This window comes from Nocardioides jiangsuensis (assembly GCF_019679455.1).
Lineage (GTDB): Bacteria > Actinomycetota > Actinomycetes > Propionibacteriales > Nocardioidaceae > Nocardioides_C > Nocardioides_C jiangsuensis.
Genome location: NZ_JAIEZQ010000001.1, coordinates 1,441,332 through 1,455,360 on the forward strand (window position 1 = coordinate 1,441,332; position 14,029 = coordinate 1,455,360).

The 14,029-nt window shown below is 72.3% G+C and carries 14 protein-coding genes; 8 read left to right on the forward strand and 6 right to left on the reverse strand.

Annotation, left to right across the window (positions count from 1 at the left end; all coding sequences use genetic code 11):
• The first annotated feature begins 3 nt into the window (after nt 1-3).
• On the forward strand, nt 4-807 hold the full coding sequence (proC, locus tag K1X13_RS06825) for a pyrroline-5-carboxylate reductase (protein WP_221024195.1): 804 nt from the start codon (nt 4-6) through the stop codon (nt 805-807).
• Between the two features lie 25 nt (nt 808-832).
• Here proC and trpS read toward each other — a convergent pair whose 3' ends face one another.
• Nucleotides 833-1,876 carry a tryptophan--tRNA ligase gene (trpS, locus tag K1X13_RS06830; RefSeq protein ID WP_221024196.1) on the reverse strand — a complete coding sequence of 348 codons (1,044 nt, stop codon included), beginning with the start codon at nt 1,874-1,876 and terminating at the stop codon, nt 833-835.
• A 206-nt stretch (nt 1,877-2,082) separates the two neighbouring features.
• Nucleotides 2,083-3,573, reverse strand: coding sequence for a CoA-acylating methylmalonate-semialdehyde dehydrogenase (locus tag K1X13_RS06835; protein WP_221024197.1), 1,491 nt, complete (start codon nt 3,571-3,573; stop codon nt 2,083-2,085).
• Nucleotides 3,574-3,692: 119 nt separating this feature from the next.
• Between K1X13_RS06835 and K1X13_RS06840 the strand changes: the two genes are divergently transcribed.
• Together K1X13_RS06840 and K1X13_RS06845 are read left to right on the forward strand one after the other, a co-directional pair.
• Nucleotides 3,693-4,880, forward strand: a complete 1,188-nt coding sequence (locus tag K1X13_RS06840) for an acetoin utilization protein AcuC (protein ID WP_221024198.1) — start codon at nt 3,693-3,695, stop codon at nt 4,878-4,880.
• Nucleotides 4,881-5,052: 172 nt separating this feature from the next.
• Complete coding sequence (locus tag K1X13_RS06845; protein ID WP_221024199.1) at nt 5,053-5,259, forward strand: helix-turn-helix domain-containing protein; 207 nt, start codon at nt 5,053-5,055, stop codon at nt 5,257-5,259.
• 98 nt (nt 5,260-5,357) lie between these two features.
• On the opposite strand, the gene K1X13_RS06850 is transcribed toward K1X13_RS06845, so the two are convergent.
• Nucleotides 5,358-5,888 carry a CAP domain-containing protein gene (locus K1X13_RS06850; RefSeq protein ID WP_221024200.1) on the reverse strand — a complete coding sequence of 177 codons (531 nt, stop codon included), beginning with the start codon at nt 5,886-5,888 and terminating at the stop codon, nt 5,358-5,360.
• A 450-nt stretch (nt 5,889-6,338) separates the two neighbouring features.
• Between K1X13_RS06850 and K1X13_RS06855 the strand changes: the two genes are divergently transcribed.
• From K1X13_RS06855 to K1X13_RS06865, 3 genes are read left to right on the forward strand one after another with little or no spacing between them, the layout of a single operon-like run.
• Nucleotides 6,339-6,440 carry a 30S ribosomal protein bS22 gene (locus tag K1X13_RS06855; protein WP_013161846.1) on the forward strand — a complete coding sequence of 34 codons (102 nt, stop codon included), beginning with the start codon at nt 6,339-6,341 and terminating at the stop codon, nt 6,438-6,440.
• Nucleotides 6,441-6,464: 24 nt separating this feature from the next.
• Nucleotides 6,465-7,487 (forward strand): NAD-dependent epimerase/dehydratase family protein, encoded by a 1,023-nt coding sequence (locus K1X13_RS06860; RefSeq protein ID WP_221024201.1) that lies wholly within the window; start codon nt 6,465-6,467, stop codon nt 7,485-7,487.
• On the forward strand, nt 7,480-8,727 hold the full coding sequence (locus K1X13_RS06865) for a lysophospholipid acyltransferase family protein (RefSeq protein WP_221024202.1): 1,248 nt from the start codon (nt 7,480-7,482) through the stop codon (nt 8,725-8,727). Before K1X13_RS06860 ends, K1X13_RS06865 begins: the two co-directional genes overlap by 8 nt.
• A gap of 49 nt (nt 8,728-8,776) precedes the next feature.
• Here K1X13_RS06865 and K1X13_RS06870 read toward each other — a convergent pair whose 3' ends face one another.
• From K1X13_RS06870 to K1X13_RS06880, 3 genes are all read right to left on the reverse strand, one after another.
• A complete protein-coding gene (locus K1X13_RS06870) occupies nt 8,777-10,003 on the reverse strand; it encodes a DUF5667 domain-containing protein (protein WP_221024203.1) in 1,227 nt (408 codons plus the stop codon).
• A gap of 142 nt (nt 10,004-10,145) precedes the next feature.
• The gene (locus tag K1X13_RS06875; protein WP_221024204.1) at nt 10,146-10,895 is read right to left on the reverse strand and encodes a sigma-70 family RNA polymerase sigma factor; all 750 of its coding nucleotides are present in this window, start codon (nt 10,893-10,895) and stop codon (nt 10,146-10,148) included.
• A gap of 136 nt (nt 10,896-11,031) precedes the next feature.
• A complete protein-coding gene (locus K1X13_RS06880; protein WP_221024205.1) occupies nt 11,032-11,937 on the reverse strand; it encodes an HAD family hydrolase in 906 nt (301 codons plus the stop codon).
• 54 nt (nt 11,938-11,991) lie between these two features.
• Between K1X13_RS06880 and K1X13_RS06885 the strand changes: the two genes are divergently transcribed.
• Both K1X13_RS06885 and K1X13_RS06890 read left to right on the forward strand, forming a co-directional pair.
• Nucleotides 11,992-13,599: an AMP-binding protein gene (locus K1X13_RS06885; RefSeq protein ID WP_308249434.1), complete on the forward strand. Its 1,608-nt coding sequence runs from the start codon at nt 11,992-11,994 to the stop codon at nt 13,597-13,599.
• On the forward strand, nt 13,596-13,865 hold the full coding sequence (locus K1X13_RS06890) for a glutaredoxin family protein (RefSeq protein WP_221024207.1): 270 nt from the start codon (nt 13,596-13,598) through the stop codon (nt 13,863-13,865). The genes K1X13_RS06885 and K1X13_RS06890 overlap by 4 nt, the downstream gene beginning before the upstream one ends.
• The last annotated feature ends 164 nt before the right edge of the window (nt 13,866-14,029 follow it).

Consider the following 14,029-nt stretch of genomic DNA (forward strand, 5'->3'; position numbering starts at 1 on the left):
GGCATGACCCAGGTAGCCATCCTCGGCGCCGGAGTGATGGGGGAGACCCTGCTCTCCGGGCTGATCCGCGCCGGCCGCCGTACCGCCGACCTGATGGTCGGCGAGAAGCGGCCCGAGCGTGCCCGCGAGCTCGAGGAGCGGTACGGCGTCGAGGTGCTCGGCAACGTCGAGGCCGCCCGGAAGGCCGACACCCTCGCGCTCGTGGTGAAGCCGCAGGACATGGAGGACCTCCTCAAGGAGATCGCCCCGGTCGTCCGGCCCGGGCAGCTCGTCGTGTCCCTGGCCGCGGGCATCACCACCGCCTTCATCGAGGCCCACCTCCCCGAGGGCGCCGCGGTGGTCCGGGTCATGCCGAACACCCCGGCCCTGGTCGACGAGGGCATGGCGGCGATCTCGCGCGGCTCGCACTGCGACGAGGAGCACCTCGTCGAGGCCGAGTCGCTGATGGCCTCCACCGGCAAGGTGATCCGGGTGCCCGAGCGACAGCAGGACGCGGTCACCGCGATCTCGGGCTCCGGGCCGGGGTACATCTTCTTCGTCGTCGAGTCGATGATCGAGGCCGGCGTACACCTGGGGCTGCCGCGCGCGACGGCCACCGAGCTCGTCGTGCAGACGGTGGTCGGCTCCGCGAAGCTGCTCCGCGAGACCGGGGAGCACCCGACCGTGCTCCGCGAGCGGGTCACCTCGCCCGCCGGCACGACCGCGGCCGCGATCCGCGAGCTGGAGGACCACAAGGTCCGGGCCGCCTTCCTCACCGCGATCGAGGCGGCCCGCGACCGCTCCCGCGCACTGGCCGAGGGCCTCTGAGCGGGCGACCCGTCGCTTCGGCGGTTCAGGTGAGGCCGATCGCCTCCCGGGCCGCCGCGAGCACCGGGGCGGTCTCCGCACGGCACCGCTCCGCGCCCTCCGCGTAGACCCGCGCCACCACGTCGGGCGAGGCCGCGAGCTCGGCGTACCGCTCCTGCAGCGGCAGCAGCACGCCGAGCACCGCCTCGGTCGCACGCTGTTTGAGGTCGCCGTACGACGTGCAGCCCGCCGCGGCCGCGTCGACGCCCACGCCCTCGCAGGCCGCGACGACCTCGAGCAGGTTCGACACCCCCGGCTTCGCCTCGCGGTCGTGGCGTACGGCGCCCGGGCCGGTGTCGGAGTCGGTGACCGCGCGGGCGATCTTGCGACGGACGGTCCGCTCGTCGTCGAGCAGGTGGACCAGCCCGGCGCCGGACTCCTGGGACTTGCCCATCTTCGACGTCGGGTCCTGGAGGTCCATGACCCGCGCGCCGGCCGGCGGCGTGGTGACCTCGGGGACGGTGAACACCTCGCCGTAGGTGCGGTTGAAGCGCAGCGCGAGGTCGCGGGTGAGCTCGACGTGCTGGCGCTGGTCGTCGCCGACCGGGACCCGGGACGCTCGGTAGAGCAGGATGTCCGCGGCCATCAGCACCGGGTAGGTGTACAGCGACACGCGGGTCCGCGGGCGGCCCCGGCCCTTCTCCTTGAACTGGATCATCCGGTTCAGCTCGCCGGTGTAGCCGGTGCACTCGAGCAGGTAGGCCAGCTCGGCGTGCGCCGGGACGCGGCTCTGCACGAACAGCGTGGCCCGCTCCGGGTCGAGCCCGGCGGCGAGCAGGAGCGTCGCCGTCTCGCCGGTGAGCGCGCGCAGGGTCGCCGGGTCGTGCGGCACGGTCAGGGCGTGCAGGTCGGCGATCCCGAAGAAGCAGGTGGCGTCCTCCTGCTCGGCCGCCATCGGCCGCAGGGCGCCGAGGTAGTTGCCGAGGGTCAGGTGGCCGGTCGGCTTGAGCAGGCTCAGCCGCCGGTCGCCGTACGGCGTGGTGCCCGGACCGGGCAGGGGCGTGCTCCGGAGGGTCGGGGTGGTGGTCATGCGTGGGTCCTCTCGGGGGATGAGCCCGAAGGAGCCGCAGCGGAAACGACGACGGCCGCCCTCGGGCGGCCGTTGTCGACGTGCTCTCGCGAAGCGTCGAAGGGTGGTCCGCCTAGTCGGCGGGCCACCACGAGGTCACGAGCTGCGAGCGCATGTGCAGCAGGGTACCGCCCCGGGCCGTGCGGCGCCGGGTGACAGCAGGCGGGTCAGCGGGTCCGGGGGAAACCCAGGTCGACCTGCGACGTGGCCGGGTCCGGCCAGCGGGAGGTGACCACCTTGCCGCGCGTGTAGAAGCTGACCCCCTCGGGGCCGTACATGTGGGTGTCCCCGAACAGGGAGGCCTTCCAGCCGCCGAACGAGTAGTAGGCCACCGGCACCGGGATCGGCACGTTGATGCCGACCATGCCGACCTCCACGTCGAACTGGAACCGCCGGGCCGCACCGCCGTCGCGGGTGAAGATCGCGGTGCCGTTGGCGTAGGGGTTGCCGTTGACGACCGCGAGCGCCTCGTCGTACGTCTCGGCGCGGACCACGCACAGCACGGGCCCGAAGATCTCGTCGGTGTAGACGCTCATGTCGGGAGTGACGCGATCGAGCAGCGTCGTGCCGAGGAAGAACCCCGTCCGGGGAACGTCGGCCTCGCGACCGTCGACCACGACGGTGGCGCCGGACTCCGCGCCGGCGGCGACGTACCCGGCGACCCGGTCGCGGTGCTCGGCGGTGATCAGCGGACCCATGTCGGTGTCGGGGGAAGCGCCGTCGCCCACCCGGAGCTTGGGCAGCCGGGCGGCGATCGCGTCGACGAGCCGGTCGCCGACGTCCCCGACCGCCACGGTCACCGAGATCGCCATGCAGCGCTCGCCGGCGGCGCCGTACGCCGCGGAGACGGCCGCGTCCGCGGCCAGGTCGACGTCAGCGTCGGGGAGTACCACCATGTGGTTCTTCGCGCCGCCGAGCGCCTGGACCCGCTTGCCGTGGGCGGTGCCGGTCTCGTAGATGGAGCGGGCGATCGGCGTGGAGCCCACGAAGCTGACCGCGGCCACGTCGGGGTGGGCCAGCAGGCCGTCGACCGCGACCTTGTCACCCTGGAGCACGGTGAAGACCCCGTCGGGCAGCCCGGCGTGCTGCCACAGGTCGGCGAGGAACAGGGAGGCGGACGGGTCCTTCTCGCTCGGCTTGAGCACGAAGGCGTTGCCGCACGCGATCGCGTTGGCGCACATCCACAGCGGCACCATCACGGGGAAGTTGAACGGGGTGATCCCGGCGACCACGCCGAGCGGCTGGCGGATCGAGTACACGTCGACCCCGACGCTCGCCTGCTCGGAGAAGCCGCCCTTGAGGAGCTGCGGGACACCGGTCGCGAACTCCACGTTCTCCAGTCCCCGGGCCACCTCGCCCGCCGCGTCCGCGAGCACCTTGCCGTGCTCGGCGGTGACCACCGCGGCGAGCTCGTCGGCGTGCCGGTGGAGCAGCTCGCGGAAGGCGAACAGGACCGAGGAGCGCTCGGACAGGGAGGCGTGCCGCCACTCCGCGGCGGCCCGCTTCGCGTCGGCGACCGCGGCGTCCACGTCCGCCTGGTCGGCGAGCAGGACCTCGGCGGTGCACTCGCCGGTGGCCGGGTTGTGCACGGGCGCGGTGCGGGTCGACGAGCCGGGCGTCGAGACGCCACCGATCCAGTGGTTGATGCGTGCTGTCACATGTCGATACTACGCAGGGAGTCGGGCCTGGCAACCGGATCCGTTGTCATCGAGACGACACTGCGTCGTGATCGATGGCTGCCGGCCCGCGGCCCGGAGGCAGGTAGTAGCGTGACGACATGGCAGGCCGCGCGTGCGTCGTGTTCGACAAGACGCTCACCGACTACGACTTCGGCCCCAGCCACCCCATGTCCCCGCTCCGGGTCGACCTCACCATGCGCCTGGCCGAGAGCCTCGGCGTCGTCGGCGGCCCCCGCTCCACGCTGGACGTGGTGAACGCCCCGATGGCGACGGACGAGCAGGTGGCCACGGTCCACACCGCCGAGCTGATCGAGGCCGTGAAGGCGATGAGCCTCGACCCCTACCAGGTCGACGAGGTGCACGGGCTGGGCACCGACGACAACCCGGCCTTCGAGGGCATGCATACCGCCGCCTCGCACATCGTCGGCGCCTCGGTGGAGGCCGCGCGACGGGTCTGGAGCGGCGAGCACCTGCACGCCGCCAACATCACCGGCGGGCTGCACCACGCCATGCCGGACAGGGCGAGCGGCTTCTGCATCTACAACGACGTCGCCGTCGCGATCCGCTGGCTGCTCGACAACGGGGCCGAGCGGGTGGTCTACGTGGACGTCGACGTGCACCACGGCGACGGGGTCGAGAAGGTCTTCTACGACGACCCGCGTGTGCTCACGGTGAGCCTGCACGAGACCGGGCAGATGCTCTTCCCCGGCACCGGCTTCCCCGCCGACACCGGCGGCCCCGATGCGCAGGGCAGCGCCGTCAACGTGGCGTTGCCACCCGGGACGGCCGACGCAGGATGGCTCCGCGCCTTCCACGCCGTCGTGCCGCCGCTGGTGCGGGAGTTCAAGCCCGACGTGCTGGTCACCCAGCACGGCTGCGACTCCCACATCGACGACCCCCTGGCGCACCTGAGCCTGACGGTCGACGGTCAGCGGGCGGCGTACCTGGCGCTGCACGACCTCGCGCACGAGGTCTGCGACGGCCGGTGGGTGGTCACCGGCGGCGGGGGCTACTCCGTGGTCGACGTGGTGCCGCGAGCCTGGACGCACCTGCTGGCGATCGTGGGCGGCTCACCGCTGGACCCGCACACGGAGACGCCCGACGACTGGCGCGAGCACGTGCGGACGCTGCTCGGGCGTACGGCGCCGTTCCGGCTGACCGACGGGCGTACGCCGGCGTACCGCGACTGGGCCGAGGGCTACGACCCCTCCACCTGGCTGGACCGGGCGATCCACGCGACTCGCGAGGCGGCCTTCCCGCCGAACGGCCTGGACTATCTGCCCTGAGTGGGGATCCGGCGGCGTGTTCCACTCGACACGCCGGCGATATGTAAAGGTTGTCCGAAAAGTCACCCCTTCCCCACGGGTCACTCTAGGCTCTATTCTCACGTGAGCACATACGTAAGGTCTCCGGCGGGGAAGCCGGAGGGCGTCGTGTGCTGTGAAAGAGCGGTGCATCATGGCCTCAAACAACCCCGGGGACATCTCCGAGGTGAAGTTCCTCACCGTGGCGGAGGTCGCCACGGTGATGCGCGTGTCCAAGATGACGGTCTACCGTCTGGTCCACTCCGGAGAGCTCCCCGCCGTGCGCGTCGGTCGCTCCTTCCGGGTCCCCGAGGACACCGTGAACGAGTACCTGCGCAAGAGCTTCTACCAGACGGGCTGACCGCTCGGACCCAGAAGACGTGAACGACGAAAAGGTGGCGGCCCCCGCGGGGGCCGCCACCTTTCTCGTGTGTCCGGGTCTGCTGCTCGGCGCCGGGGTCAGAAGCGCATGAAGTTCGCGGCGACCACCCAGCGGCCCGAGGAGTCCGGCGTCGCACCGACCCCGATCCGCCGGGACTTGCTGCTCAGCAGCACCGCGCGGTGGCCGTCGGAGCGCATCCACATCCGGACCAGGGTGCGCGGCGTGATCGCTCCGCGGCCCAGCGTCTCGCCGGCATAGACCGCGGCGCAGCGGTTCAGCACGTCCAGCATCGACTGGTGGTAGAACTCGTCGGTCCTCGCGAGGTACCTGCTCCAGTCCTCGGCGACGTCGTCGGTGCAGCTGGCGAGGCGGAGCCGGCCCAGGCCGTGGCTGGCGCGCCGCTTGTTGACCAGGCGCTGCACCTTGGTCTCGTAGGTGGACGGCGTCATCGAGAGCGCCGAGGTCTCGGTCTGTGCCGCCCCGGCCGGTGCGGCCGTGGACAGCCCCGTCCCGGTGGTGACGAGGGTGACGGCGAGGCCGGCGACGAGCAAGCGGGCGGCGGCGAGCGGGCCGCGCGGGCGCTGAACGCCCAGGGTTCGTGTGTCCATCTCTAAGGCCCCTCCCAAGGCCTCATGGGCGTGGCCCGCGGCCGCCCGCGATGTGCGGGATGCGGCGTGGGCCACGAAAAGCGCGTTATGTGCTGCTGACGGAAGAGTTACCCAGTGTGAGGTGCGACATAAACCTTGAAACGAGTGCGGCGACGGTGCGACTTGTCGCTGCTTTCACAGTATGGGTGAAAGGTGGGTCTTCTGCGAACTGTTGTGAAGAAAGATGTCAAGAGGACACTCTGAGTAGGTCTCGACTACTTGGTCCATCTTCACCATGGCTTGCCCGGGAAGTCCACTTCCGGGGGACTTTGCAGCGATTCGGGACACGCGGCAGTGCGGAGCCGGGGTGACCGGTTTCATCCTGCTCGGGACTGGCGGATAGGCTGGGGGCTTCTGGATCGCCGTCGCGCCTGTGCGGCGGCGATCGACTCGAGGCTCGAAAGGTCCACCGTGGGTTCTGTCATCAAGAAGCGCCGCAAGCGTATGGCGAAGAAGAAGCACCGCAAGCTGCTCAAGAAGACGCGCATCCAGCGTCGCCGCCAGGGCAAGTAGGCCTGAGGCCAGGGGGTCAGCAAGGTGGGGCGCGTCGTGCTCGTGACCGGGGTCTCGCGAGGCCTCGGTAGCCGCTTCGCGCGCCTCGTCTCCGCCGACCCCGGCGTCGACCGCGTGATCGGGGTCGACGTCGTGCCCCCACGGGGGGACATGGGGGACGTCCGGTTCATCCGGGCCGACATCCGCAACCCGGTGATCACGAAGGTGATCGCGGGGGAGGAGGTCGACACCGTCGTCCACCTGAGCGTGCTCGCCTCGCCGGGCAGCGCCGGGGGGCGCTCCTCGATGAAGGAGCTCAACGTCATCGGGACGATGCAGCTCCTCGCGGCCTGCCAGAAGGCGCCGGGCCTCCGCCACCTCGTCGTGAAGTCGTCGGCGGAGGTCTACGGCTCCTCGAGCCGCGATCCCGCCATGTTCCGCGAGGACATGGGACCGAAGCGGATGCCCCGGTCGGGCTTCGCCAAGGACGCGATCGAGGTCGAGGGGTACGTCCGCGGGTTCGCCCGCCGGCGCCCCGAGGTGTCCGTGACGATGCTGCGGCCCGCGACGCTGATCGGGCCGACGGCCGGCTCGCCGATGGTGCAGTACTTCCGGCTGCCGGTGCTCCCTACCGTGCTCGGCTTCGACGCGCGGCTGCAGTTCCTGCACGAGAGCGACCTGCTCGACGCGCTGCGCCACGCCACGACCAGCGGCGTGCACGGCACCTTCAACGTGGCCGGCGAGGGCGTGCTGATGCTCTCGCAGGCCGTCCGCCGGCTCGGGAAGCCCTCGGTCTCGTTGCCCGGCTTCGCCTTCAACAGCGTCGGCCAGATGCTGCGCCGCTCGCGCGTGGCCGACTTCCCGCCGGACCAGCAGAGCTACCTGACCTTCGGCCGCGGTGTCGACACGCGGCGAATGCGCGACGTGCTCGGCTTCGTCCCCGCCTACACGACCGAGGCCGCCTTCGAGGACCTGTGCCGCGAGCTCGGCCCCGGCCTCGTCTCGCCCGAGCGGGTCGCGACGGTCGAGGGTGCGGTCGCCCACGCTCTGGGGAGTGCCCGTGGCTGACGCCGAGATCATCCCGCTGGGCACCCGTGGGCGCCCGGGACGCGGCACCGGAAGCAACAAGCCGTCGGCCGCGGCACGGAGCCTCGCCGGCGGCGCCGCCAAGAGGCCGGGCGATGCCCGGCCCACCCCGAAGAAGCGGACCGCGCCGCCGCGACCTGTCGACGAGCCCGCCGAGACCCCTGGTGAGGCGGCCGTCGGACCGGCGGACGAGCGCGTCGAGCAGCCGGTCAAGGAGGCGCCGGAGCCGACGTACGACGGCCTCCAGGAGGCCTCGGCAGTCGAGCCGGACCCCGGCACCGCAGGCGCGACGTCGGGCACGAGCACCCGTGACCGCGCGCCCGGTGCCGGCATCCCCGTCTCCGACTGGCTCAACGCCTTCACCCATGCGTCGAAGGAGGTGTTCGGGGAGGCCTGGGAGCCGCGCCTCGCCCAGTTCCTCGCCTTCCTGCGCCGCCGCGTCACGGGCGACTACGCCGTGGACGAGTACGGCTTCGACCGCGAGGTCACCCAGCGTTTCTTCCTGGCCGCGGTCCGGCCGATCGCCCAGAAGTGGTTCCGGGTCGAGGTGCGCGGCGCCGAGAACATCCCGGTCGAGGGCGGCGCCCTGGTCGTCTCGAACCACTCGGGCACCCTCCCGGTCGACGGGCTGATGACCGCGGTGAGCATCCACGACCACACCGGGCGACACCTGCGCCCGCTCGGCGCCGACCTCGTGTTCCGACTCCCGCTGGTCGGGGAGATCGCCCGCAAGGGCGGGGCGACGCTGGCCTGCAACGACGACGCGGAGCGCATGCTCAGCGGCGGCGAGCTGGTCGGCGTCTGGCCCGAGGGGTTCAAGGGCATCGGCAAGCCGTACTCCGAGCGCTACAAGCTGCAGCGCTTCGGGCGGGGCGGGTTCGTCTCGGCCGCCCTGCGCACCGGCGTCCCGATCGTGCCCTGCTCGGTGGTCGGTGCCGAGGAGATCTACCCGCTCGTGGGCAACATCCCGTCGCTGGCGCGGCTGCTCGGCGTTCCCTACATCCCGATCACGCCGTTCTTCCCGCTGCTCGGCCCGCTGGGCCTGGTCCCGCTGCCCTCGAAGTGGCTGATCGAGTTCGGGGAGCCGATCCGCACCGACTCCTACGACGAAGGCGCGGCCGACGACCCGATGCTGGTGTTCAACGTGACCGATCAGGTCCGGGAGACCATCCAGCAGACGCTGTACTCCCTGCTGATGCAGCGCAGGTCGGTCTTCTTCTAGGAGTACGCGCGACCGGTCTGCTGTGCTCGCCGCCGGGGCGAGCCGCCCGTCACGGCAGAAGCGTCGGGTCGGTGTCGGGGAGGATCGTCTCCACCGCGTCCTCGAGCTCCTCCTCGACCTCGCCCACGGTGTCACCGAGGTCCCCGGTCGTCCCCCCGGAGCCGTCCGCCGTGCCGCCGCCGGTCACGCCGGGCTCGTTCGCGGTGGTGGTGTCCTGGGGGAGCACGTCCCCGGGGTCGGGCAGCAGGCCGGTGAGCCCGTCGCTATCCGGGGAGGGCAGCACGTCGGGCGCGGGGGCAGTCCCGCCGGTGGAGGACCCGGGTGCGTCGCCCGTCCCTGCACCCTGCTGCGAGCCCGAGCCGTCGGCGCTGCCACCGCGGCTGCCGGTCACAGCCCCTTTGGGGACCACCACCGGGTGGTCGTTGTCGAGCGCGGCCGACGACGCGCGCTGGAGAGCGCGGTCGACCTCGGCGCGGGCGAGCAGGATGCCGGGCAGCTGGAGGTCGGGAAGGTCGTCTCCACAGGTGGCGCAGAGCTCGCTCGCCTCGGCGTCGATGTCGCGCAGGGCCAGGGCCGCCGCGGTGACCTCTTCCTCGGCCTCCGGCGGAACGGAGCCGGCGAGGGCGCCGAGCTTCTCGATGCCGTCGGCGGCGAACGTGCGCACGGCGACGATGTCGTCGGGGTCGCGCGTCTCGCGGAAGGACTCGAAGAGCAGAGTCGAGCCCTCGTCGGCAGCGCCGCGGAACTCGGCGAGGGTGCCGGGAACGCGCGGCTCGCTCTGGAACGAGTCGGAGGCCAGCAGTCCCTCGACCTCGGTGAGGCGGTCGTTGGCCTGGTCCAGCAGGTCCCGGCCCTTGCCGCCCGGGCTCAGGCTGAGCCCGGCGTCGGCGAGCTCGATGCCGCGCTTGACCGGGTAGAGGGTGTCGCCGGGGAGGGCGCTCTGCGCGGCCGTGGCCATCGTCGCCGTACCGCCGACCAGCACTGCGACCGAAGCGGCCACGGCGATCCGGCGCTCGCGGGTGCCGCGGGTACGGGTGGGCAGGGTCAGCGCCGCGTTGGCGGGGGTGAGCAGCGACTCGGCCTCGGCCATGAGCCGGTCGCGCAGGTCGCGGGTGAACTCCTCGCGGGGCGCCACCGGGGCCTGGGTTCGCAGGACGGAGACCACGCCGAGCAGGTCGACGACCTCGCGGCTGCGGCCGGTGGGGCCGCTCGCGTCGCCGTCGACTGCGGTGGCGAACTCCTCCGCGCTTCGTCGCGCGGGGAAGAGGGGGGTCATCGCGGGTGTCCTGTCCGTCGGTCGTGGTCCGTCAGGACTCTCAACGACCTAGCGCGCACGGAGGTTACGGCGTGGGGTGGAGCGCACGGCGGCCGGCCCCCGGAGCGGGCGGGCCCGGAGGTCGGTGACGTCGTCGCACGCGTCATCGGATGCCCTCCGGAAGCAGCTTGGCCAGGTTGCGGACGCCGCGGAGCTGGAGCTGCTTGACCGCGCCGTCGCTGCGCCCGAGGACCTTCGCGGTCTCCGCGATGGAGAGGCCCTGGAGGAAGCGCATGATCAGGCACTCCTGCTGCTCGGCGGGCAGCTCGCCGAGCGCCGCGAGCAGCGACTCGTTGGTGAGCGAGGCGAGGACGGCGTTCTCCGGGCCCTCGGTCACCGAGTCGTGCGCGCTCATGTCCTCGGTGGCGAGCTCGAGCCGGGTCCGGCCGGCCTTGAAGTGGTCCGCGATCAGGTTCCGGGCGATGGTCATCAGCCAGGCGCCGAAGTCCTTGCCCTGCCACTTGAACGAGCTCATGCTGCGCAGGGCGCGGAAGAAGGTCTCCGACGTCAGGTCCTCGGCCAGGGTCACCGAGCCGACCCGGTAGTACAGGAAGCGGTAGACCGAGGTCTGGTAGTGGTCGTAGAGCAGCCCGAACGCCTCGGAGTCGCCGCCGCGGGCGAGCTCGACGAGCGCGATGATCCGGGTGGCCTCGGCCTCGTCGGCCTCCGAGGAGCAGGCCTGCCCGGAGTCGTCGGAGCCTCGCGGCCCGGCGCCCGGCGTCTGGTAGTCGACCGCCTCGGAGAGCAGCCAGCCGGTGGCGGGGGCCCCGGCGGTCGCCGGCTCGAGGGCGTGCAGCAGCGCGAGGCGCAGGGCGGTGAAGCCGTGCGCGAACTCAGCGTTGCGCGTGAACATGGAGTGTCTCCCTCCCCGGCTCCCACGGCCGGGTCCCTCATCCCCAGGCTAGGGGGGTTGGACGGAGTTGTGAACCGGTGAGTAACTTCCAGTTGCACCAACTCTGTGTGTTCCCCCTCACACAGTTTGCCACTGTTCAGTGCACTTTACGCCTGATGGCCAGCGCCGCCGCGACGCTGCCGCTGGCCGCCCCCGCGGCACCCGCCGCGAGCAGGCCGGCGCGGGCGGCCTTGCGCCCGGTGCGGTAGTCGCGGATCCGCCAGCCGTTGGCCCGGGCGTGGTCCCGCAGCCGGGAGTCGGGGTTGATGACGCAGGGGTCGCCCACCAGGCTCAGCATCGGCAGGTCGTTGAAGGAGTCGGAGTAGGCCGAGCAGCGTTCGAGGTCGAGTCCCTCGCGCTCGGCGATCGCGCGGACCGCCTCGCCCTTCGCGGGACCGTGCAGCAGGTCCCCGACCAGCCGGCCCGTGTAGACGCCGTCGACGTGCTCGGAGACCGTGCCCAGCGCCCCGGTCAGCCCGAGCCGGCGGGCGATGATCGTGGCGATCTCGATCGGCGCCGCGGTGACCAGCCACACCCGCTGGCCCTGGTCGAGGTGCATCTGCGCGAGCGCCCGCGTGCCCGGCCAGATCCGGTGCGCCATCGCCTCGTCGAAGATCTCCTCGCCGAGCGACTCCAGCTCGGCGACGGTGTGGCCCTTGATGAAGTTGAGCGCCGACGACCGCGCCTCGGCGACGTGCTCGGGGTCCTCGACTCCGACGATCCGGAAGTAGGCCTGCTTCCACGCGGCGCCCAGGATCTCCCGGGTGGTGAAGAAGTGCCGCCGGTGCAGGCCCTTGGCCAGGTGGAAGATCGACGCGCCCTGCATGACCGTGTTGTCCACGTCGAAGAAGGCAGCGCTGGTCGGGTCCGGCGGTGTCGCCAGCGCCGACTCCACCTCCGCCGAGGACGCGGCGGCCTCGCCGGCGAGGACGGACCGGGTGCGCAGGTCGGCGGCTCGGGGATGGCGTGGCCCCGGCCGTCTGCTGGGGTGGGCGGCATTCACACGAGCAGCCTAGTGTCGAGCCGCCCTCGAAGTGCGTATGGGAGACTCGCGCATGTGAGTGACGCCGGGAATCTCGCCGACCTTGTGGTGCGCGCCGCGCGCGAGAGCCCCGACCGGGTCGCCCTCGTGGAGGCCGGGACCGGGCGCCGTACCACCTGGGCGGAGCTCGACGCCGAGGTCGACCGGGTGGCCGGAGGGCTCGCCGCGATGGGCCTGGTCGCCGGGTATCGCGTCGTCATCGTGGTGGGCAACCGGCTCGAGTTCGTCACCACCTACCTCGGGGCGCTGCGTGCGCGGCTGGTCGCCGTGCCGGTGAACCCCCGCGCCGCCACCGGCGAGCTGGTCCGGATGGTCGCGGACTGCGGCGCCCGGGTCGTGGTCGGCGACGCCACCACCATCACCTCCGTGCGGGCCGCCGTCGCCGGGCTCCAGGACGCGCTGGAGGGGGCGGAGGAGGAGCTGCGCAGCCGCACCCCGGTGCCGCGCATCGTGGTCTGCGGCGCCCTGCCGGTCCCGGGGGAGACCGCCTACGCCGACCTCGTCGCCCGTGGGGAGCCGCCCGCCGCCGTGGCCGCGGCCACCGACCCCGAGTCGCTCGCGGTGCTGCTCTACACCAGCGGGACCTCCGGCCGGCCCCGCGCCGCGATGCTCAGCCACCGGGCCCTGCTCGCCAACGTGGAGCAGGCCTCGGCCGTCGAGCCGCCGATGGTGCGGCCCGACGACTCCGTCCTCGGCGTGCTCCCGCTGTTCCACGTCTACGGGCTCAACGCCGTGCTCGGGCAGGTCCTGCGGCAGCGTGCGCGCCTGGTCCTGGTCGCCTCCTTCGACGTCGAGGGCTCCCTCGACGTGGTCGAGGACGAGGCGGTGACCGTCGTACCGGTGGCGCCGCCCGTGCTGGCGTACTGGATGGGCGTGGACGACCTGCGCCGGCGGCTCGACGGGGTCCGGGTGGCGCTGTCGGGGTCGGCGCCGCTGTCGCCCGAGCTGGTCGACGCGTTCGTGCGGCGGACCGGGGTGCCGGTCCACCAGGGCTACGGGCTGACCGAGGCCTCCCCGGTGGTCACCTCCACCCTGTGCAGCGGCACGGTCAAGCCGGGATCGGTCGGGTCGGCGCTGCCGGGGATCGAGATCCGTCTCGTCGACGACCACGGCCACGCCCCCGACGGGGAGGACCCCGGGGAGATCCTGGTCCGCGGCGCGAACCTGTTCAGCGGGTACTGGCCAGACGGGGCCGACGGCCCGGACGCGGACGGCTGGTGGCCCACCGGCGACGTCGGCTTCCTCGACGGGGACGGCGACCTGTTCCTCGTGGACCGGCTCAAGGAGCTGGTCATCGTGTCCGGCTTCAACGTCTACCCGAGCGAGGTGGAGGACGTGGTCGCCGAGGTCGAGGGGGTGGCCGAGGTCGCGGTGATCGGGGTCGACGACCCGCACACCGGCGAGGCGGTCGTCGCCTACGTGAAGCCCGTCCGCGGGACGATGCTGTCCCCGGACCAGCTCGCCGACCGGGTGCGCGAGCACTGTGCCGCACGACTGGCCCGGTTCAAGCAGCCCGGCGCGGTGAAGGTCGTCGACGACCTCCCGCACACGGTGACCGGGAAGGTGGCCAAGGGACGGCTGCGCGCCACCGAACGCCGCCGGGCGCTGGGGCTGCTCGAATGAGCGGGCCGACCGAGCTGGGCGAGACCCCGCCGCGCGTGGTGCTGTACTCCAAGCCCGGCTGCCACCTGTGCGACGACGCCCGGGCCGTCGTCGAGGCAGTCTGCGAGGAGCTCGGCGAGACGTACGACGAGATCGACATCACCACCTCGGAGGAGCTGATGCGCAGCTACGGCGAGGAGATCCCGGTGACCTTCGTCGACGGCCGGCAGCACGACTTCTGGCGGGTCGACCCGGCGCGGCTGCGGGCGGCCCTGACCGGGCGGTGAGGCGGCTTCGGGTACCCCGAATCGGGTGAGACAAGTCACGTGTGCTAGCGGGAGCTACCGCTCAGTTTGTTCCCACGTTCACAAACTCCTACAGTGACGTTGCTGCCGGTTGACCGCAGGGTCCCGAGAGACGGGTGTCCCGTGCCCTGGCAGCGTTCAGGAGA

Coding starts and splice junctions, on each gene's coding strand:
- K1X13_RS06845 (WP_221024199.1), top strand. CDS start 5,053: ATGGCCTCAAACAACCCCGGGGACATCTCCGAGGTGAAGTTCCTCACC.
- K1X13_RS06840 (WP_221024198.1), top strand. CDS start 3,693: ATGGCAGGCCGCGCGTGCGTCGTGTTCGACAAGACGCTCACCGACTAC.
- K1X13_RS06875 (WP_221024204.1), bottom strand. CDS start 10,895: ATGTTCACGCGCAACGCTGAGTTCGCGCACGGCTTCACCGCCCTGCGC.
- K1X13_RS06850 (WP_221024200.1), bottom strand. CDS start 5,888: ATGGACACACGAACCCTGGGCGTTCAGCGCCCGCGCGGCCCGCTCGCC.
- proC (WP_221024195.1), top strand. CDS start 4: ATGACCCAGGTAGCCATCCTCGGCGCCGGAGTGATGGGGGAGACCCTG.
- trpS (WP_221024196.1), bottom strand. CDS start 1,876: ATGACCACCACCCCGACCCTCCGGAGCACGCCCCTGCCCGGTCCGGGC.
- K1X13_RS06870 (WP_221024203.1), bottom strand. CDS start 10,003: ATGACCCCCCTCTTCCCCGCGCGACGAAGCGCGGAGGAGTTCGCCACC.
- K1X13_RS06890 (WP_221024207.1), top strand. CDS start 13,596: ATGAGCGGGCCGACCGAGCTGGGCGAGACCCCGCCGCGCGTGGTGCTG.